Consider the following 20,595-nt stretch of genomic DNA (forward strand, 5'->3'; position numbering starts at 1 on the left):
TTCCGATGGCAAAGACTGTGGGCCTCAAAACAAGCCGTCTGAAAAAATAATTTCAGACGGCCTGTGGATAAGTAAATCAAGCATTTGAATATAAAATTAAAAATATCTGAAAAATTTTAGATTCCGATACTTGAAAAGCGGAAAAACCGCCTTATTTACAGACCAACGGGGCGTAATCCCCAGCCGAATCATTTATTAAGTATTAAAATTTTTAGGAGCTATAAATACATGGCAAAAGTAATCGGTATCGACTTGGGTACAACCAACTCATGCGTGGCCATTTCTGAAAACGGCCAAACCAAAGTAATCGAAAACGCCGAAGGCGCGCGCACCACGCCTTCCGTGGTCGCCTATCTCGACGGCAACGAAATCCTGGTCGGCGCACCGGCCAAACGCCAAGCCGTCACCAATGCAAAAAACACCATTTATGCCGCCAAACGCCTGATCGGTCATAAATTCGAAGATAAAGAAGTGCAGCGCGACATCGAAACCATGCCGTTTGAAATCATCAAATCGGGCAACGGTGATGCATGGGTGAAAGCGCAAGGCAAAGAGCTGTCGCCGCCGCAAATTTCCGCCGAAGTGCTGCGTAAAATGAAAGAAGCGGCAGAAGCCTATCTGGGCGAAAAAGTAACCGAAGCGGTAGTGACCGTTCCGGCCTACTTCAACGACAGCCAACGCCAAGCCACCAAAGATGCCGGCCGCATTGCCGGTTTGGACGTAAAACGCATCATCAACGAGCCGACTGCCGCCGCATTGGCATTCGGTATGGACAAAGGCGACAATAAAGACCGTAAAGTGGCGGTTTACGATTTGGGCGGCGGTACTTTCGACATTTCCATCATCGAAATCGCCAACCTCGACGGTGACAAACAGTTTGAAGTATTGGCGACCAACGGCGATACCTTCTTGGGCGGCGAAGACTTCGACCAACGCATCATCGACCACATCATCGCCGAGTTCAAAAAAGAGCAGGGCATCGACCTGAAAGGCGATGCGATGGCGATGCAGCGCGTGAAAGAAGCAGCCGAAAAAGCCAAAATCGAATTGTCGAGCGGCCAGCAAACCGAAATCAACCTGCCGTTTATCACCATGGACGCAACCGGCCCGAAACACTTGGTATTGAAGCTGACCCGTGCCAAATTCGAAAGCCTGGTGGAAGATTTGATCCAACGCTCTATCGAGCCTTGCCGTACCGCGTTGAAAGATGCCGGTTTGAGCACAAGCGATATTGACGATGTGATTTTGGTGGGCGGCCAAACCCGTATGCCGAAAGTGCAGGAAGCCGTTAAAGATTTCTTCGGCAAAGAGCCGCGCAAAGACGTGAACCCCGACGAAGCCGTGGCAGTCGGTGCCGCGATTCAAGGCGAAGTATTGGGCGGCGGCCGCAGCGATGTGCTGCTGCTGGACGTAACCCCGCTGTCGCTGGGTATCGAAACCATGGGCGGCGTGATGACCAAGCTGATTCAGAAGAACACCACCATCCCGACCAAAGCGTCGCAAGTGTTCTCCACCGCCGAAGACAACCAAAGTGCCGTAACCATCCATGTGCTGCAAGGCGAACGCGAACGCGCTTCCGCCAACAAATCGCTGGGTCAGTTCAACTTGGGCGACATCGCACCTGCACCGCGCGGTATGCCGCAAATCGAAGTAACCTTCGACATTGATGCCAACGGTATCCTGCACGTTTCTGCCAAAGACAAAGGCACCGGCAAGGCCGCCAACATCACCATCCAAGGCTCTTCCGGCCTGAGCGAAGAGGAAATCGAGCGCATGGTGAAAGACGCGGAAGCCAATGCGGAAGAAGATAAAAAACTGACCGAGCTGGTGGCTTCGCGCAACCAAGCCGAAGCATTGATTCACTCGGTGAAAAAATCTCTGGCCGACTACGGCGACAAACTCGACGCAGCCGAAAAAGAGAAAATCGAGGCCGCATTGAAAGATGCCGAAGAAGCCGTGAAAGGCGAAGACAAAGCCGACATTGATGCCAAAGCCGAAGCCTTGGGTGCAGCCAGCCAAAAACTGGGCGAAATGGTGTACGCGCAAGCGCAAGCCGAAGCCCAAGCCCAGGCGGGCGAAGGCGCACAAGCCGAATCTTCTTCTGCCAAGAAAGACGATGACGTAGTGGATGCCGATTTTGAAGAAGTGAAAGACGACAAAAAATAATTGAGGCCGTCTGAAAAAAGCGCGAATCGTAAGGTTCGCGCTTTTTTTGTTTTGATTAACATTCAATATGATATAGTCATTTAAAATAAGAATGATACAGCGTTGCTTTGCCTTGCCGTACTATGTGTACTGTCTGCGGCTTCGCTGCCTTGTCTCATTCTTATTTTATTCGACTATAATGAGAGTAATCCGGTATCGGATCGGGTAGTGTGATGGCGCTTGGATTATCGTGAAGCGGCACAGGCATAAGGCAGCGGGTTGCAGACGGCATGGCTGCGTTTTGCTTGAAGAAGGATTTCATCAAGCTGTTGAAGCAGTAAGTCTGCCGAACCGTATTGCCTGTACCGGCTGATTGCTTTGATTTTAATGGAAACAAGTATTTAGAAGTAGTGGAAAGATATTGAGGCGTTTTATGCCGTCTGTATTTTTGCCGTTTTAATTCAGCAAAACCGTTTGATTTGCAGACGGCATTTCTGTGGTTTCATCTGCCGGTAAGGAGGGTTTGGCAGCTTCATCATCTTCGTCTTCCTCTCCGGTAGGCGGTGTTTCCAGAAGTTCGGGCAACACCAGTTCACCAAGCTCGGTGAGCGGAGGCAATTCTTCCAAACTGTCTAAACGCAAATCGCTGAGAAATGCGGCAGTTGTTGCCCATAATGCGGGTCGACCGATGGCGTCTCTATGGCCGATGACTTCAATCCAGCCGCGGTCTTGCAAGGTTTGCATGACGTTTTGGGAAACGGATACGCCGCGTATGCCTTCGATGTCGCTGCGCGTTACCGGCTGCTGGTAGGCAATAATTGCCAGTGTTTCCATCACCGCGCGCGAATAGCGGGGTGCACGTTGTTCCTGCAGGCTGCCGAGCCGTTCGAAGGCGGCTTGGGCGATTTGGAAACGCCAACCTTCATGGGTATGCACCAAATCTAAGGCGCGGTTTTGCCAGCGCAGTTTGAGTTGGGTCAGCACATCGATGAGTTTGTCTTGCGACAGCGGCGGCACGCACAATTCGCGCATGGCTTTCTCGGAAAGCGGTTCGATTTGGGTAAGCAGAGCGGCTTCAATCAGCGCGTCGGGAGGGAGTTTGTCGTTCATGATAAAAAGCAAGGATTTGCAGACGGCCTGAAGGCGGATAGGCCGTCTGCAAAATAGGTTTCGGTATGGGTTTTAGAAGAACGGACAGCGTAAAGTATCGGTTTGCTGTTTTATAGTCATTTAAAATAAGAATGATACAGCGTTGCTTTGCCTTGCCGTACTATGTGTACTGTCTGCGGCTTCGCTGCCTTGTCTCATTCTTATTTTATTCGACTATATGTTCTTTCTCGCAGTTCGGGCGGTTTGCCGGGAAACATTGCTGTTTCGGGCATTGGTGCAGGCGGGTCCGAATGGGAATGTACGATTATTCGCCGTCTGCCGGTGTTTTCCCTTTGCGTTCGGCTTTTCGGGCTTCGCGCAGTGCCTTCAACTCGGCTTCGCGTTTGCGGGCGGTTTTCAGCCAGCTTTCCCATTGGCTCGGGGTTTCGAGGGTAATTTTGCCGATTTGTCCGGCACGGAAGTCGGTCAGGATATTTTCGGCGGCTTTTTGGTAATTGACTCTGCCGCCGGGGAGGATTGCGCCGCGTTTTTTGGCAATCCATTCCAGCCAGTCGGTGTCGAGCCAATGGCTGGACGGGTCTTTGTCGGCTTGGTAACGCTCCTGCAACAGCGGCAGATAGTGGCGGCGCAGGTAGTCGAGCAGCTCGAGTGAGACTTCTTCTTCGTCTAAGGCGTTGCGTCCGACTGCACCGCTGGCGGCAAGGTTGTAGCCGCTTTCTTCCACGATAATTTTCGGCCAAAGCATACCGGGGGTGTCGTACAGCCAGAAATCATCGGCGAGAAATAGGCGCTGTTCGGCTTTGGTAATGCCCGGTTCGTTGCCGGTTTTGGCGGATTTTTTGCCAATCATGCCGTTAATCAGGGTGGATTTGCCGACGTTGGGAATGCCGCAGATTAATACGCGCAGGGGTTTGTCGATGCCGCCGCGGTTGGGCATCATGGCACGGCAGGTTTGGGTAATTTTGCCATGCGCGCCTTTTTCGGAAGAGTCCAGCGCAATGGCGCGGGTGTCCGGCATATTGTTGTAATATTCCAGCCAAGCGGCGGTGCGCCCGTTGTCTGCCAAATCCTGCTTATTCAGGATTTTGAGCTTGGGTTTGCCTTTGGAAAGCTGGGCCAGCAGGGGGTTTTCGCTGGAGGCGGGCAGGCGTGCATCCAGCATTTCGATGACCATGTCTACACTTTTGATACGGTCGGCGATGGCTTTTTTTGCCTTGTTCATGTGGCCGGGAAACCATTGGATTGCCATATTTCGTGCCTTTCTTGCGAATATGCCGTCTGCAAAATGAAGCCAATCAGCGTCCGGTAAGGTTTTGTGCTTGGCGGTGGAGGACTAAAAGCTGGTATGTGTTTTTCAGACGTTGCGCCAGTCTTTCGACGACATAGACGGAGCGGTGCTGGCCGCCGGTACAGCCGATGGCGATGGTAACGTAGCTGCGGCTTTCCTGCTGCATACGCGGCAGCCAGCGGCTGATGAAACCGTCGATGTCGTTGACCATTTCCTGAGCAAGGGGCTGGTTGTCTAGATAATCCTGAATCGGTTTGTCCATGCCGTTGTAGGGGCGCAGTTCGGTATCATAGTAAGGGTTGGGCAGGCTTCGCATATCGAATATGAAGTCGGCGTTGTTGGGCGTGCCGTATTTGAAACCGAATGACTCCAGAATAACCAACAGCCCCTGCCGCTCGGTTTTCAGCCATTGCTGTACGGCATAGCGCAACTGTTGGGCGTTCATTTTCGAGGTATCGATGCAATAGGCCAAGTCGCGCAGGGGAGAGAGCCAGCCGCGTTCTTTTTGCAGGCTTTCAATCAGGGAAAGGTTGTGGTCGGAAAGCGGGTGGCTGCGGCGGGTTTCGGAAAAACGGCGCACCAGTACGCTTTCTTCGGCTTCAACAAACAGTATGTCGACTTGATGGCCTTCCGAGCGCAGGTAGTTGATTTGCTCTTGAGCCTGACTGATGTCGATGCGGGAGCGGATATCGACACTTACGCCGAGTTTGGTTTCATCTCCTCGGTCGATATGGTGGAGCACCAGCGAGGGCAGCAGCTCCATAGGCAGGTTGTCAACGCAGTAGTAGCCTAAGTCTTCAAGCTGCTTGAGTGCGACGGATTTGCCTGAACCGGATAAACCGCTAATCAATACTATCTTCATGGTGTTGTTCGTTTTCTTTCAGCAGCGTTTGGTGGCGTTCGAGAAATTCTTTGGTACTGTCTTTGCCGCGCAGTTGCAGGATATAGTTGCGGACGGCGGCTTCTACCATGACGGCGAGGTTGCGTCCGACGGCAACGGGCAGGGTTACCGAACGGATATTGACGTTGAGTATGGATTCGGTTTCGGTACGGATACTCAGACGGTCAAGCTGTTTCATATAGTCATCGTCCGCCGCAACCAGATTGATGATGAGTTGCAGCACTTTTTTCGGACGGATGGAGGGTTCGCCAAAAATATGGCGGATATTCAGTACGCCCAAACCGCGTACTTCCAAAAAGTCGCGCAGCATAGGCGGGCAGCGGCCTTCCAATGTTTCGGGGCCGGTGCGGAACAGTTCGACCGCATCATCGGCAATCAGGCTGTGTCCGCGTGAAATCAGTTCGAGTGCCAGTTCGCTTTTGCCCAAGCCGGATTGTCCGGTAATCAGTACGCCGATTTCGAAAACATCTAAAAATACGCCGTGGCGCATCGTGGAGACGGCAAGGGTACGTTGCAGATAAATCCGCAATACGTCCATCAGGTGCGGACTTTCGACTTTGGAAGTCAGCAGCGGAATGCCGCGCGTATGGCAGAAATCGCGCAGTTTGGGCGATACGGGCAGACCGTTTGCCACGATGACCAGCGACATCGGAATATCGAACAGTTCGGCAAAGTCAAACGGCAGACCGCCGGATTCCAGACGGATAAGGTATTCTGCTTCTGCCGCGCCGATAACCTGAACCTGATTGGGGTGGATAAAATTCAAATGGCCGACCAGCGCCAAAACGGGCTTGTCGGCCTCCACACCGATACGGTTGTCGGCACCGGAATTGCCTGCTGCCCAAGCAAGCTGTAATTTATGGAGATTGTCTTGGTAGAGCTGGCGGACGGAAATGCTCGGCATGGTTATTCTTCAGTCAGCAAACGGTAAACATCTTCGGTTGTTGCCGCAGCAGCCAATGCTTCGCGCACGCTTTTTTGCGAAAACTTGCCGGCCAGTTTGGATAATACTTCCAAATGCTCTCCGGTGGCGTTTTCAGGCACAAGCAAGATGAAAACCAGCGATACCGGTTTGCCATCGGGAGCGTCAAACTCTATAGGCTCGTGCAGGCGGATGAATGCGCCGACTGCTTTTTCGACGCAGGCATGACGACCGTGGGGAATGGCTACACCTTGCCCCAAGCCGGTTGTCCCCAGTTTTTCGCGGGCAAACAGGCAGTCGAATACATCGGAGCGCGGCAGCCCGGCTTGGTTTTCCAGCAGCAGGCCGGCTTGTTCGAACAGACGTTTTTTGCTGGTGATGTCCAAGTCCAACATAATATGGGACAAGGGGAGAATATCGCCGATCAGGCTCATAAAAATCTCTTTAAGCAGTAGCAAAACAAGGGGGAATTGTACCGAGTGTCGGCAAAATTCTCAATGGCAAAACGGCATTTTGTATGGGGAAAACTTACGCAGTTTAGCATTTTTACAATATTTTTTAACAGCTTGCAAACAGTAAGGCCGTCTGCAAAATGCACGATTTGCAGACGGCCTTTTGCGGGCTGCCGACTATGCACCTGCCGCTTATGCGCCTGCCAGCAGGTAATGCCCCGCCAAGCCGAGAAACCATGCCATGCCGATACGGTTGTTGCCGAGAAAGGTTTGGAAGCAGACCGAACGGTTGCGGGTTGAGGCGGTCAAGTATTGCCCGTATTGCCACCAAACGGTTACCGGCAGCATCAGCCAATAAATCCATGAAGCACCGATTTGCCAGCCCAATACGACCATCAGCAACGTGAAGCCTGCATGACACAGCATCACGGCGGTCAAGTCGTATCTGCCGAATGTGATGGCGGAAGTTTTGATACCGATTTTCAAATCATCTTCTTTGTCGGCCATGGCGTAAACCGTATCGAATGCAAGCGTCCACAGCAGATTGGCGGCAAAAACCAGCCATGCGATACCGGGTACGGTTTCGGTAATGGCGGCAAACGCCATCGGAATGCCGAATGAAAAAGCCAGCCCCAGATAAAATTGCGGAATCGGAAAAAAGCGTTTGGTAAACGGATAAGTCATGGCCAAAAACAGCGCAGGCAGACTCATCAGCCACGTCAGGTGGTTTAATGGCAACAGGCACAGCGCGGCAAGCAGGCACAGCGCGGCGGTAAGCAGCAGGGCTTCTTTAGTGCTGACGGTACCGCGCGCAAACGGACGGTTTTGCGTGCGCTCGACCGCACCGTCAAACTCCCGGTCTGCATAATCGTTGATGACACAGCCGGCACTCCGCATCAGAAATACGCCGGCAGTAAAGGCGATAAAAACGGTATGGCCGGGATAGCCTTCGGCTGCAATCCACATCGCCCAATAAGTCGGCCACAATAAAAGCAGTGTACCGATGGGCTTGTCGGCGCGCATGAGTTGCAGGTAAACGATGAGCTTTTCGGCAACGGCAGGCGGCAGATGTTTCAATAAAAGAGAGGAAATATTCATGTTGTGGCGGTGTTGCAGATGTTCGGGTGGCTTATGCCGTCTGTGAATACGGAGACGGATTATCGGTGAGATAAGGGTTCAGCGCGGGCAGGAAGCATTCGGCAAGCCACAATGTTTCCTGATTCCAAAGAAAACGGGAACGGCGAACCAGAGCTTCGGTTTGGTTTTCGACGGGCAGGCGGGCAAACTCGAAAGGCGAGCGCGTCAAAGGCAAAGAACCGTCAAACAGCTTTTCACCCAGCGGACGGTTGCCGCAATCCAGAATGCTGCGCCAGTTTGCCGAATCCGCCGAACATTGGCTGCGAGCCAAGACGACGGGTTCGCCATGCAGACAAAGTGCCACATCGCGGACAAACAGAGCGTGGTTTGCAGACGGCAGACCAAGCGGCAGGCAGGGGCTGTTTTCAGGAGCACCGAGATAAAGCAGCCGCACGGAAAAAGTCGAATCGATTGCACGCAAAGCCGCGGTCAGCGAATTGGCCAGCATCAGCGGCGGCGTTCCTTCGGGCGGCCGGGTTTGCCAAGTTTGAACAAAATCCATATGAAACGGCACCTTAAACAGGACAAATGCCGTCTGCAAAATACCGATATGCCGAATCAAGCGGTTTATGCGGAATGTGCAGACGGCCTTTGATGTTTACAATTCAATGCCTTTTAATTTGGCAACCGTATTGATGTCTTTGTCGCCGCGGCCTGAGAGATTCACCAAAATCACTTGGTCTTTAGCCATTTTCGGCGCATTTTCCACCGCCCAAGCCAGCGCGTGCGAGCTTTCCAAAGCGGGAATAATGCCCTCGAAGCGGCAGAGCAAGTCGAAAGCCTCCAAGGCTTTATCGTCATTGGCGGCGGTGTATTCGACACGGCCGATGTCGTGCAGATGGCTGTGTTCCGGGCCGATGCCGGGATAGTCCAAACCGGCGGATACGGAATGCGTACCGAGCACTTGTCCGTTGTCGTCCTGCATCAGATAGCTGCGGAAACCGTGCAGCACACCGACAGGTGCGCCCGAAGTAATCGGCGCGGCATGGTCGGGCGTGTGCACACCCAAACCGCCCGCTTCCACGCCAACCAAGCGTACACCGGATTCTTCGATATAAGGGTGGAACAGGCCGATGGCGTTGGAGCCGCCGCCCACGCAGGCCACGGCAACATCCGGTTGTCTGCCGATGGCTTCGAGCATCTGTTCTTTGGCTTCGTTGCCGATGACGCATTGGAAATCGCGTACCATCTCGGGATAAGGGGCGGGGCCGGCAGCAGTACCGATGATGTAAAACGTGTCATCGACCTTCGCCACCCATTCGCGCATGGCTTCGTTCATCGCATCTTTCAGCGTACGGCTGCCGCTTTCCACGCCGACCACTTCCGCACCCAAGAGCTTCATGCGGAACACATTGGGCATTTGGCGTTGGATGTCGTCGGCACCCATATACACGCGGCAGTTCATGCCGAAACGGGCGGCTACTGTTGCGCTGGCTACGCCGTGCTGCCCCGCACCGGTTTCCGCAATCACGTTTTTCTTGCCCATGCGCTTGGCCAGCAAGGCCTGACCGATGGTGTTGTTGACCTTGTGCGCGCCGGTGTGGTTCAAATCTTCGCGTTTCAACCAAATCTGCGCGCCGCCCAAATGCTCGCTCAAGCGTTCGGCATGGTACACCGGGCTGGGGCGGCCGACATAATGCTTCAAGTCGCGGCGGAACTCTGCCCAAAATTCAGGATCGTTTTTGGCGGCTTCGTAGGCTTCGGCCAGCTCTTTCAAGGCCGGAATCAGGGTTTCGGAAACGTACAGTCCGCCATGTTCGCCGAAAAATCCTTGTGAATCGGGTGCTTGGTAGTTTTTCATCTTTTGTCCTTTGCGGACGGCGCGTACAAGTATAGTCATTTAAAATAAGAATGATACAGCGTTGCTTTGCCTTGCCGTACTATGTGTACTGTCTGCAGCTTCGCTGCCTTGTCTCATTCTTATTTTATTCGACTATAGAAAGGCCGTCTGAAAATATCGGAAACGGGTTGGGTTTGATATATTGATAAACCGAATGTCAGCGATTATAGGGTTTTATCGGGTGTTTGGGCAAACATTCCGCCATAAAAAAGCCGTCTGCAAAAAGCCGTATCTGTTGCCGGAGGGGCAGGGGCTTTTTTGCAGACGGCATATTCGGCGGTTTTATTTAGGCTTCGTCTGCCTTGTAGCCATGTACCGCGAAGAATACGATGTACACATAGCAGATGGCGGAAACGACAAACGACACCATCAGGCCGTATGTATCGGCCGCCCAACCTTGGATAACCGGTACGACCGCGCCGCCGACAATCGCCGTGCAGATAACGCCGGAAGCGGTGCTGGTAAATTTACCCAAACCTTTGGTAGACAACGAGAAAATCGTCGGGAACATGATGGAGTTGAAAAAGCCGATGGCAAGCAGCGACCACATGGCAATATCGGTATCGGTGGCCAAAATCGCAACCAGCAGCAGGGCAACCGCAACCGTAGCATTGAATGCCAGATATTTGTTGGGGGCGATTTTCGACATCACGGCAGAGCCGAGAAAGCGTCCGACCATTGCGCCGCCCCAATAGAACGACAGCAGTTTCGCGCCCGAAGCATGATCGAGACCTTTTAATTCTTCCATAACGTTGACCAGCAGGGAGCCGATGGACACTTCCGCGCCGACATAACAGAAAATGCCCGCCGCCCCCAATACCAGATGTTTGTACTGCCACACGCTGGTTTTGCCGTCGTGGTTGTGTTCGGTTTCCGCCTGTGCGATTTTGCGCGCATCGGGCAGCTTAATCATCTTGACGGCAACGGCGAGAATAATCAGCAGTCCGGCCAAGCCTAAATAAGGAATTTGGACGGAAGAAATCTGCTCGGCTTTGCTGGCGGTTTGGGTAGCATCGGCCAAAATCAGAAACGCGCCGATTTGCGGTGCGATGGTTGTACCCAAAGAGTTGAAGGCCTGCACCAGAGTCAGGGTGGCGGATTCTTTGCCGGGTTTGGAAAGCAGGGTAACATAAGGGTTGCCGGCCACTTGCAGCAGGGTAACGCCGGAAGCCAGAATAAACAGTGCACCCAAGAAAATGGCGTAAGAATGGCTGCCGGCGGCGGGGTAAAACAAAATACAGCCGATGGCGGTCAGCAGAAAGCCGCCGATAACGCCGTTTTTATAGCCGATTTTTTCCACCAGGTGCCCCATGGGGATCGACATGATGGCGTAAGCGGTAAAGAAACAGAACTGAATCAGCATGGCCTGAACATAAGTCAGGTCGAAAATGGCTTTCAGATGGGGGATAAGAATGTCGTTCATGCAGGTGATGAAACCCATCATGAAAAACAGAGAGGTCAGCACCACCAGCGCGGGGCTGTGGTTTTGCTGTGGATTAGAGGGGGACATAATATGCCTTTCGTATCACAAATACACTGCGCCTAATTTACATGAGCGCAAAACAGTTGGCATGATACGGATATTTGCTGTTTTTGCAAGATATATAGTCATTTAAAATAAGAATGATACGGCGTTGCTTTGCCTTGCCGTACTATGTGTACTGTCTGCGGCTTCGCTGCCTTGTCTCATTCTTATTTTATTCGACTATAAAATTACAAACCGAATCGCTATTTACGCCGGAATGCCGCCGAAGGTTTTGATGGTTCGGCAACAGGCGCGACGGCGGAAAAGGCCGTCTGCAATTTTCAAACAAATCTTTGATACAGCGCAAAAATCTGCTTTGCCGTGTACGGGTGGGGAATGCAGGAATTTGCAGACGGCTTTACATTAAAAATTGCGAGACGCAGTAAATCAGCAGGCCGACCAAACCGCCGACCAGCGTGCCGTTGATGCGGATATACTGCAAATCCCGTCCGACGCCCAGCTCCAGCTTTTCGGCCATTTGCCCGCTGTCCCAGCTTTTGACTTTGTCGGCCACGAATTGTGCGGCCTGATTTTTGTAACGGGCAACCAAACCGCGAACCAGCAGCGATAAGCGTACATCGGCGCGGCGCATAAATTGCGGGTGGGCGGCGGCTTGGGCAAGCATATGTTCGAGCAGTTTTTCCAGTTGGGCGGCGCAGAGCGAATGCTGTTTTGCGGTATCTTCTGCCGCCCAGTTTTGGACGTTGCGCCAGAAGTCTGCCAAGCCGTTGTGCAGCGCGGGGGATTCGGCGATTTGCTGTTTGAAGGTTTCCAAGCGTTTGTGCCAGAGTTTTGATGTGGACAAACGCTCAATCAATAAATCGTATTGCGTGTCGAAGTGCCGCTGCAGGGCATTGTCGCGGCCGTCGGCGGTGTGTGCCAGATAGCCGTCTGCCCAAGACAGGGCTTTTTCGGCTGCCCAATCGTCCACTTTTTCGACCAAAGAAGTTTTCATGGCAGCTTTGAATTTATCCCAAGTAGTGGGTGCGTCGCTTTCGATTTTTGCTGCCCACTCACGCAAGTGCTGCTCCAACATGGCGCGGGTTTCGGGGTGGTTCAGCAGGCGGCGGAGCTGTTTGATGAGCTTGTGGAGCAGGATATGGTGGAAACCGTGTTCTTTTAAAATTTTCAGGCCGTCTGCAAGCGCACGACCGATTTTTTCCCCGCTGTATTGCCGGGACAGCAGCATACTGCCGAAACGTGCCGTTTGCTCAGGCTTGGCGGTGTTCAGCAGCAACGGAATCTGACGGGTCAGCCACGGCAGCCACAAACGGCGCAACGGCGGCTCTGCCAAGCGGTGCAGCAGTTTTTCAGACGGCCTCATTTGGTAGATTCGCACGGCAATCGCTTTGCCTTGCAGGAAATTGTGTTCGATAAACCGCGCCAGCTCGTCGGCAATCCGTACCTGATTGCGCGGCAGAATGGCGGTGTGCGGAATCGGTAAGCCCAAAGGCCGTCTGAATAATGCGGTAACGGCAAACCAGTCTGCCAGTGCGCCCACCATCGCGGCTTCGGCAAAGGCTTTAACATAAGCCAGCCAAGCATATTGCCGTACCAACAGCGCAGATACGACAAATAATACAACCGCAGCCAGCAGCAGGCAGTTTGCCTGCCGTCTGGCGGTTTTCAAACGCAGACGTGCCTGACGGGTGCGGGCTTCGGCAGATAAAGTTTGCATGGTTTTTTAGGCGGAAAGAAACAAAAATCAGGGAGTATGCTCCCAATACATTTTTGGAAGAATAGGGCAGTATTATATAACGCAATGGCATGGTATGGCGCGGCAAGGCAAAATGCAGACGGCAGGAAAATGCCATTTGCACAACGGCTGCTGAAAATTTGAGCGGTTTTTAAAAGTCGAGCAGACATAGGGGTTTGGGCAGCTTATCCACAGGCCGTCCACACGGCAGCCAACACGGATTGTGTGTAACCTCCGTACAATCCGCCTGACGGCTTGACAGGTTGGTATTTTTGTAAGATAATCTCGCGATTATTTTTGCGGCTTGAGCTATTCGGGCTGTTGTTTCCGGCAGAGTGCCGGCTTGTTAGGAGGTGGTGTTCACATCACGGCGCGTATCCCGCCATGCCGTACCGGCAACCCAGCGATACAGAAAACCGATTTTTTATTGCCGTCTGCAAGCGACATGAATTTATCAGACGGCAGCAATCCAAGATTATTTGAAGGAAATAAAATGCCTGCAATCCGTGTAAAAGAGAATGAACCATTTGAAGTTGCCATGCGCCGTTTCAAACGCGCTGTAGAAAAAACCGGTCTGCTGACCGAGCTGCGCGCCCGCGAAGCTTACGAAAAACCGACTACCGAGCGCAAGCGTAAAAAAGCTGCTGCGGCCAAACGTCTGCAAAAACGTCTGCGCAGCCAACAGCTCCCTCCAAAAATGTACTAATCACGGCGCTGCCTTGATTAAACAGGACACCGCAAGGCAGAATGCCCTGCGGTGTTTTGCATTGACGAACGATTGGAAAAAACATGACTTTGAAACAACGCTTGAGCGATGACATGAAGGCTGCGATGCGCGCCAAAGACAGCCTCTCCCTTTCTACTATCCGCCTGATTAACGCGGCCGTCAAACAATATGAAGTTGATGAGCGTGCGGAGGCGGACGATGCCAAAATTACGGCGATTCTGACCAAAATGGTCAAGCAGCGCAAAGATTCCGCTAAAATTTACACCGATGCGGGGCGTAACGATTTGGCGGACAAGGAAAATGCGGAAATCGAAGTGCTCAACCGCTATCTGCCGAAAATGATGTCTGAAGAGGAAATCAAACAGGCGGTTGTGGCGGCGGTTGCAGAAACCGGAGCGGCCGGTATGGCGGATATGGGCAAGGTAATGGGTGTGTTGAAAACCCGACTGGCCGGTAAAGCTGATATGGGCGAAGTCAACAAGGTATTGAAAGCTGCTTTGAGCTAAAAACCGCTTGATGGTTGAGGCGGTAAAAGCCGTCTGTATATTTCGGGGCATACGTTGTGCCGTGAAATATGCAGACGGCTTTTGGTTTGTGTAACGGTAAGGCGGAAGCGGTTGCAGGTTTCGGGATATGCGTTGTGTTGTGGAGTATACAGACGGCATAATCGCGGAAAATGCTTTATTTTTCAGGCAAGCGGAAGCGTAAAATCTGTTCTGATTGCCCGAGCAGGCAAAAAATGCCGTCTGCAAAACGGCATTTTTAATGTTATGACCGGATAGTGCGGATGGACGGGTTTGCTGCAACAGCTTGGTCAAGTCTGTTCTTGGAGCAACATGCCGCAATGCTTATTTTATAGTCATTTAAAATAAGAATGATACAGCGTTGCTTTGCCTTGCCGTACTATGTGTACTGTCTGCGGCTTCGCTGCCTTGTCTCATTCTTATTTTATTCGACTATAAATGACGGTATTGTGAATACGGAGACATTTTGCTTGGCAAAGCGGCGGTTTGGAAGCTGCTGGAAGGCGGGAAGATGTTGAAACATTTAGGGGTTTCAAAGTGTTGATGTTTGGCTGCCGCGTTCCGATACCGTTTGGGAACGGTTTTTTACGGAAAGGCCGTCTGCATTTTGTTGCCCGCCCGTTTCGTTGGAAAACGAAAGAGGGCGGGTAGGTTTTGCGGTGTGATGACGGTTATGGCTGTTCTGTTTCGCCGTTGCGGTAGGCTTGGGCGTAGTTGACGTAATTTTCCGCAGACTGTTTCAGAAAGGCAAGTTCGCCGTCTGTAAGGGGACGGGCTTGTTTGACCGGTGAACCGATATACAGATAGCCGCTTTCTAGCCGCTTGCGGGGCGGTACGAGGCTACCGGCTCCAATCACGACATCATCTTCAATAACCGCATCGTCTAATACGATGCTGCCCATGCCGATGAGTACGCGGTTGCCGATGGTGCAGCCGTGTAAAACGGCTTTGTGCCCGACGGTAACGTCTTCGCCTATGATTAGCGGCGAGCCTTCGGGCTGTCCTTCCCGACTTTGGGTAACGTGCAAGACGCTGCCGTCTTGTACGTTGCTGCGGGCGCCGATTTGAATGCGGTGGATGTCGCCGCGGATAACGGTCATCGGCCAAACGGATACGGATTCTGCAAGCTCGACTTGGCCGATAACGACGGCGCTGTGGTCAACCCATGCGCTTGGGTGGATATTGGGACGGTGGTGTTGGAAAGGGCGGATGTTCGACATGGTTTCTCCTCGGTTGTGTTGCGGTGTTCATGCTGTTTGCTGACTATATATAGTCATTTAAAATAAGAATGATACAGCGTTGCTTTGCCTTGCCGTACTATGTGTACTGTCTGCGGCTTCGCTGCCTTGTCTCATTCTTATTTTATTCGACTATACCAAAAGAAAGCCGTCTGTAAAACAGACGGCGGTGGCAGAGTGGTTGCGTACAACATGATACAGCGTTGTCGAGCCTTGTTCAAAGAGAAGGCGCGGCCAAGCTGTTGTAGCAGCAAATTCGCCGCTTTGTACGGCTTATCCGTATCAGTTGCGGCATTGCTGCTTGGTTTCATGTTGCGCTATCCGACCATAAAATCGGCAAGCTGCCGTTTTGCAGACGGCATATTTCGGTTTTCGGGTAATCAGAGCAGGTTTTGCTCTTCCAGTTTGCCTAAGAAATAAGGCATTTGCTTGCGCCACAGCGGCCAATCGTGCGCCATGTCGTGCCCCCAGTAATCAAACCAGCCTTCTATGCTTTTGCCGGCGAAGGCTTCCTGCAGGCGGCGTGTGTCGGCTACGTGTTGCTCTTCCCATGCGCCCTGACCGACGGCGATGATGAAGTGGTTGCGGCGGTAGTGTTCCAGAAACCAAGCATCTTGCTGCCCCCATAAAAAATCGATGGCGGAATTGGTATAAACCTCCGGGTCGCCGTAAAATTCGCCGCTGAAAAAACGGGCATCGTACACGCCGCTCAGTGCGATGGCGGTATCGAACAAATCGGGGTGGCGCAGGGCAAAGTTGACGGTATGGAATGCGCCCATGCTGCAACCGGTTGCCATCATCGCTCCACTCCATTGTGATTCATGCCGGATCAGTGGAACCAATTCGTTGACGATGTATCGGTCGTAGGCGTTGTGTGCCATGGCCATATCATGTCCCGATTTGTAATCGGCAAGCCACGATTCTTTGTCGATGGAGTCGGGTGTGTAAAACTTGAGCAGCCCGCGTTCGATAAACGAGCGGCAGGCATCGATTACGCCGAAATTGCCGTATTCGTTTTGATTGCCGCCGGAGGAGGGGAAGACAATCACGGGCTTGCCGGCATGACCGTAAACATTGAAGTACATCTCGCGACCGAGTTCTCCGCTCCAATGGCTGCGTTGTTCAAAGTGCATGATGTATCCTTTTCAATGTTTTTGTTGGGCAAAGCGCACAATTTCGCGCATTTGTTCGATGGTTTCGGTGCGCGCCAAGATGCCTTCCTCGCCCATGATTTTGGCGAATACGCCGGGTACGTTTTGTACGCTGATGATGTTTGCTGCGTATTTGCCGCAAATTTCTTCAATGCTGTGCGCGTAGTTTTTATTGGCTTTACGCGAAATGTACACGACGTTCCACGGGTGGGTAATGTCAGCGGTAAAGGTGTTGTTTTTAACGATATGGGCATATTCGTCGAATATGTCGAAATCATTGGCGTAGTTCCACATATCGATGGTCAGGCCGCCGGGCGGACGACAGTTGATTTCCAGCGGCAGCAGTTCTCCGCTGGCTTTGACGCGGAAAAATTCAAAGTGGAAGAAGCGTTCTTTGACGTTGAAAGCGTCCACGCATTTTTGCCCCAATGCAACCAGTTTGGGTGAAATATCGCGCGGAACGTAGTAAAACATATCCCTGTCGTTTTCTACGGTATCCAAAACGGCTTCGGAATACTCCAAACCGGCATAGAAAACAATTTTACCGTTTTTGTCGGCAAGGCCGTCGAAGGTGATGATGTCGCCGTCGATAAACTCTTCCATGATGTATTCGGTATGCGGGTTTTTATAGCCGAAAAAGGCCTCCAACTCTGATGCCGAGCGGATTTTGTAGGTGTCGCTGGCGCCTACACCGGAATTGGGCTTGATGATGACGGGAAATTTCAGCTTGGCCGCCAGTTTGCGCGCGTCTTCATCACCATTGAATACGCGGCCTTGTGCGACTTTTAAGCCGATACTGCGGAATACTTCTTTCATTTGCGCTTTGGTTTTAATCGAAAGCATATCGGCATTTTTGTAGCCGGGTACGTTGAAATCGGTACGCAGCGCGGCATCCAGCTCCAGCCAATATTCATTATGCGATTCGATCCGGTCGATACGCCCGTATTTGTGCGCGAAAAAGGCAACGGCGCGGTAGACTTGATCGTAATCTTCCATATTGTCTACACGGTAGTATTCGGTAAGCGAGCGGCGCAGGTTTTCGCTTAGGGATTCATAAGGTGCGTCGGCGATGCCTAAGGTTCGGAAACCGTTTTCGTGCAGGCGCACGGCAAAGGTTTCAAAATTGGTGGGAAAGTGGGGGGAAATCATGACAAAGTTGAGTGGTTCGGACATGATGGGTTCTCTGTTGTGAAGTATTGGGGCGGATTTGCCGTTTGTATGCCGTATATTAGGCGGTTAAATGAAGCGGTATGCCGTCTGCAAAAGCAGGTTTTTGTTTGAGACCATGCCGTCTGAGATTTGCAGACGGCATGATGAATCGTAATAATTTGTTGCAGGCAGCCTGCTGTTATCGGATAAACCAAAGCGCACCGCTTGGCAGTGCGCTTTGGCAGAAGGCATGATTTAGAACTTGCCGCCGGATTGGTTTACCATGTAATCCACGGCTGCTTTGACTTCGTCATCGCTCAGGCTCATGTTGCCGCCGCGTGCCGGCATAGAGTTGAAACCTTCGATGGCGTGTTTGTGCAGGGTTTCTTTGCCTTTTTTGATGCGGTCGGCCCATTCGTCTTTATGGGTTACGCGGGGAATGCCCGGAATGGCGGAGTTTGCACCGTGGCAAACCATGCAGCTTGCATCGAATACGGCCTTGCCGTCAACGGCAGCGGCTGCGCTCGGAGATTCTTCTGCAGCGGCAGGAGCAGCGGTTTCACCTTCTGCAGGAGCGGCATCGGAAGAAGCGGTATCGGCCGGAGTAGCACCTGCATCAGGATCGGGGAAGTTGCCGCCGGCGCTGTTGGCCAGATAAGTTACAACGCGTTTCAGTTCCAAATCGGTCAAATCGGCAGCACCGCCTTTGGCCGGCATGGTGTTGAAGCCGTTCAAAGCATGGTCAAACAAGGTATCGAAACCTTGGGCAATGCGGGAAGCCCAGTCTGCTTTGTTTTCAAATCTGGGTGCGTTCGGAACAATGCTGTCTGCAGCGTGGCATTGGATACAGACTTTGTTGAAAATTTGTTCGCCGGTACGTTCGCCGACCGGTGTGCCGTCGCCCAACTGCAACTGGCCGCTAGGCTGGATACGGGTTTGGGTAGCGGATTCTGTGGTTTCGGCAACATCGCTGAAAGAGCTGCTGCCGGCCAGTTTAATCAGGAAAAAAACGACTGCGAGCAAGATTACGACACCGCTCACGAGTGTGAACAATGCGGAACCTTGGGCTTTGCGGTTACTGAGTTGTTTCATTTGGTAGGCCTCGCCGTTAGGTTAGGTTGTGCTTGGATTTGGTATATGGGTATGTTAAACGCAATTAACAATATTTTGCTGGATTATACTGAATTTGCAAGCGTATTCCAATCGTTGGACCGGAATTTATATGAAAAAACTTGACCTGTGCCAAGGTTTTAATATTAAGGGCTTGTAATCATTAAGCTATTAAGTTTTATGCTTGTGCCGCGTATTGCGGATTTGCTGCAACGGTAAGATAAGTTTTGCCAAAAAGCCAAAAATACGTTAATCTTACACCTTGCAGCACCCATAGCTCAGTTGGAAGAGTGTCAGTTTCCGAAGCTGGAGGTCACAGGTTCGATCCCTGTTGGGTGCGCCAGCCATTATAGAGAAGCCGTCTGAAAAGAGTGAATTTTCAGACGGCTTTTTGATTTACTTCAAATTATTTCAAAACTTCGGCAAAAGCGTTGGCCACATATTCGATGTTGGCAGGGTTCAAGCCTGCTACGCACATTCTGCCGGAATCCAGCAGGTAGATACCGAACTCGTCGCGCAGGCGGTGTACTTGTCCTACCGTTAATCCGGTGTAGCTGAACATACCGCGTTGTTTGATGAAATAGTCGAAATTTTTTCCCGGCACTTTTTCAGTCAGCACTTCATACAGGCGGCGGCGCATGGCGCGGATGCGGTCGCGCATGGCGTATACTTCGCTGTGCCACAAGGACAACAGATCCGGCGTGTTCATCACTTCGGCGGCCACATACGCGCCGTGGGCGGGCGGGCTGGAATAAATGCGGCGCACGGTGAATTTGAACTGGCCGAACACGATATCCGCTTCTTCACGGTTCGGGCATACCGCGCTCAGTCCGCCGACGCGCTCGCCGTAAAGTGACAGGTTTTTCGAGAAAGAGTTGCTGACAAACAGCGGCAACCCCATTTGCGCGGCTTTGCGGATGGCGTATGCGTCCTGATCCAAATCTTCGCCGAAGCCTTGATAGGCAATGTCCATAAACGGAATCAGCTTGCGTTTGCTGATGATTTCCAAAACCGTATCCCATTGCCCGGGCGACAAATCCACGCCGGTCGGATTTTGGCAGCAAGGGTGCAGTACCAATACGCTGTTTTCCGGAAGCGTATCGAAAAATGCCGTCATTTCATCAAATTTCACGCCGACTGTGGCCGGATCGTAATACGGATAAGTGCCGACTTCAAAGCCTGCACCTTCGAAAATGCCTTTGTGGTTGTCCCAAGTCGGGTCGCTGACATAGGCTTTGGCAGCGGGAAACCAGCGGTGTAAGAAGTCTGCGCCGACTTTCAACGCGCCGGAGCCGCCCAGGGTTTGAATGGTGGCGATGCGCTTTTCCTGCAGTACCGGATGTTCCGCACCGAAGAGCAGGGTTTGCACCGCGCTGCGGTAGGCAGCCAAGCCTTCCATCGGCAGGTAGGGGCAGGGGCGCGGCTCGGCGGCGAGCGTGCTTTCGGCTTGGCGAACGGAATTTAAAACCGGCATTTTGCCTTCGTCGTCAAAATAAATGCCGATGCCGAGATTGACTTTTTCGGCGCGGCTGTCGTTGTTGTAAACCTCGACCAAACTCAAAATCGGGTCGCCTGCGTAAAATTCGACGTGCTGGTACATGGCTGCTCCTTAAGGATAGGGTGGAATGGGAAGATTGTGGCATAAAGGCAGATTGTTGACAATTAAAAGGCCGTCTGTAT

General features: G+C 52.2%; 18 protein-coding genes and 1 tRNA gene. 4 read left to right on the top strand and 15 right to left on the bottom strand.

Annotation, left to right across the window (positions count from 1 at the left end; all coding sequences use genetic code 11):
- Window positions 1-228 precede the first annotated feature (228 nt).
- The gene (gene dnaK, locus EL111_RS03550) at window positions 229-2,166 is read left to right on the top strand and encodes a molecular chaperone DnaK (RefSeq protein WP_123795952.1); all 1,938 of its coding nucleotides are present in this window, start codon (window positions 229-231) and stop codon (window positions 2,164-2,166) included.
- A 435-nt stretch (window positions 2,167-2,601) separates the two neighbouring features.
- Here dnaK and scpB read toward each other — a convergent pair whose 3' ends face one another.
- The 10 genes from scpB to EL111_RS03600 all read right to left on the bottom strand — a co-directional run bounded on the left by scpB (window position 2,602) and on the right by EL111_RS03600 (window position 12,998).
- Window positions 2,602-3,255 carry an SMC-Scp complex subunit ScpB gene (gene scpB, locus EL111_RS03555; RefSeq protein WP_231998404.1) on the bottom strand — a complete coding sequence of 218 codons (654 nt, stop codon included), beginning with the start codon at window positions 3,253-3,255 and terminating at the stop codon, window positions 2,602-2,604.
- Between the two features lie 304 nt (window positions 3,256-3,559).
- A complete protein-coding gene (gene ylqF / locus EL111_RS03560; RefSeq protein ID WP_123795953.1) occupies window positions 3,560-4,504 on the bottom strand; it encodes a ribosome biogenesis GTPase YlqF in 945 nt (314 codons plus the stop codon).
- Window positions 4,505-4,550: 46 nt separating this feature from the next.
- Window positions 4,551-5,405 carry an RNase adapter RapZ gene (rapZ, locus tag EL111_RS03565; RefSeq protein WP_123795954.1) on the bottom strand — a complete coding sequence of 285 codons (855 nt, stop codon included), beginning with the start codon at window positions 5,403-5,405 and terminating at the stop codon, window positions 4,551-4,553.
- Complete coding sequence (gene hprK / locus EL111_RS03570; protein WP_123795955.1) at window positions 5,386-6,348, bottom strand: HPr(Ser) kinase/phosphatase; 963 nt, start codon at window positions 6,346-6,348, stop codon at window positions 5,386-5,388. Before hprK ends, rapZ begins: the two co-directional genes overlap by 20 nt.
- 2 nt (window positions 6,349-6,350) lie before the next feature.
- Window positions 6,351-6,800, bottom strand: a complete 450-nt coding sequence (gene ptsN / locus EL111_RS03575) for a PTS IIA-like nitrogen regulatory protein PtsN (protein WP_123795956.1) — start codon at window positions 6,798-6,800, stop codon at window positions 6,351-6,353.
- Window positions 6,801-7,010: 210 nt separating this feature from the next.
- Window positions 7,011-7,916, bottom strand: coding sequence for a 4-hydroxybenzoate octaprenyltransferase (gene ubiA, locus EL111_RS03580; RefSeq protein WP_123795957.1), 906 nt, complete (start codon window positions 7,914-7,916; stop codon window positions 7,011-7,013).
- A gap of 31 nt (window positions 7,917-7,947) precedes the next feature.
- Window positions 7,948-8,457: a chorismate--pyruvate lyase family protein gene (locus tag EL111_RS03585; protein WP_123795958.1), complete on the bottom strand. Its 510-nt coding sequence runs from the start codon at window positions 8,455-8,457 to the stop codon at window positions 7,948-7,950.
- Window positions 8,458-8,553: 96 nt separating this feature from the next.
- On the bottom strand, window positions 8,554-9,756 hold the full coding sequence (gene trpB, locus EL111_RS03590) for a tryptophan synthase subunit beta (protein WP_123795959.1): 1,203 nt from the start codon (window positions 9,754-9,756) through the stop codon (window positions 8,554-8,556).
- 325 nt (window positions 9,757-10,081) lie between these two features.
- Window positions 10,082-11,305: a sugar MFS transporter gene (locus EL111_RS03595; protein ID WP_123795960.1), complete on the bottom strand. Its 1,224-nt coding sequence runs from the start codon at window positions 11,303-11,305 to the stop codon at window positions 10,082-10,084.
- A 373-nt stretch (window positions 11,306-11,678) separates the two neighbouring features.
- Complete coding sequence (locus EL111_RS03600) at window positions 11,679-12,998, bottom strand: DUF445 domain-containing protein (protein WP_123795961.1); 1,320 nt, start codon at window positions 12,996-12,998, stop codon at window positions 11,679-11,681.
- Window positions 12,999-13,509: 511 nt separating this feature from the next.
- On the opposite strand from EL111_RS03600, the gene rpsU reads away from it, so the two are divergent.
- Entirely contained in the window at window positions 13,510-13,722 is a 213-nt protein-coding gene (gene rpsU / locus EL111_RS03605; protein WP_003680926.1) for a 30S ribosomal protein S21, read from the top strand.
- 83 nt (window positions 13,723-13,805) lie between these two features.
- Window positions 13,806-14,249, top strand: a complete 444-nt coding sequence (locus tag EL111_RS03610; RefSeq protein WP_123795962.1) for a GatB/YqeY domain-containing protein — start codon at window positions 13,806-13,808, stop codon at window positions 14,247-14,249.
- A gap of 689 nt (window positions 14,250-14,938) precedes the next feature.
- On the opposite strand, the gene EL111_RS03615 is transcribed toward EL111_RS03610, so the two are convergent.
- The 4 genes from EL111_RS03615 to EL111_RS03630 form a co-directional block, all read right to left on the bottom strand.
- A complete protein-coding gene (locus tag EL111_RS03615; RefSeq protein WP_123795963.1) occupies window positions 14,939-15,487 on the bottom strand; it encodes a gamma carbonic anhydrase family protein in 549 nt (182 codons plus the stop codon).
- 398 nt (window positions 15,488-15,885) lie between these two features.
- The gene (locus EL111_RS03620; protein ID WP_123795964.1) at window positions 15,886-16,638 is read right to left on the bottom strand and encodes an esterase family protein; all 753 of its coding nucleotides are present in this window, start codon (window positions 16,636-16,638) and stop codon (window positions 15,886-15,888) included.
- 12 nt (window positions 16,639-16,650) lie between these two features.
- Window positions 16,651-17,829 carry an ATP-grasp domain-containing protein gene (locus tag EL111_RS03625; protein WP_123795965.1) on the bottom strand — a complete coding sequence of 393 codons (1,179 nt, stop codon included), beginning with the start codon at window positions 17,827-17,829 and terminating at the stop codon, window positions 16,651-16,653.
- 231 nt (window positions 17,830-18,060) lie between these two features.
- Window positions 18,061-18,897 (bottom strand): c-type cytochrome, encoded by an 837-nt coding sequence (locus EL111_RS03630; protein ID WP_123795966.1) that lies wholly within the window; start codon window positions 18,895-18,897, stop codon window positions 18,061-18,063.
- Between the two features lie 285 nt (window positions 18,898-19,182).
- Here EL111_RS03630 and EL111_RS03635 point away from each other — a divergent pair.
- Window positions 19,183-19,258: transfer RNA gene (locus EL111_RS03635), tRNA-Arg, on the top strand.
- A gap of 63 nt (window positions 19,259-19,321) precedes the next feature.
- Here EL111_RS03635 and EL111_RS03640 read toward each other — a convergent pair.
- Window positions 19,322-20,515, bottom strand: a complete 1,194-nt coding sequence (locus tag EL111_RS03640) for an amino acid aminotransferase (RefSeq protein ID WP_123795967.1) — start codon at window positions 20,513-20,515, stop codon at window positions 19,322-19,324.
- Window positions 20,516-20,595 lie beyond the last annotated feature (80 nt).

Origin of the sequence: Neisseria animalis (assembly GCF_900636515.1) — a bacterium.
In the GTDB taxonomy this organism is placed as follows: domain Bacteria; phylum Pseudomonadota; class Gammaproteobacteria; order Burkholderiales; family Neisseriaceae; genus Neisseria; species Neisseria animalis.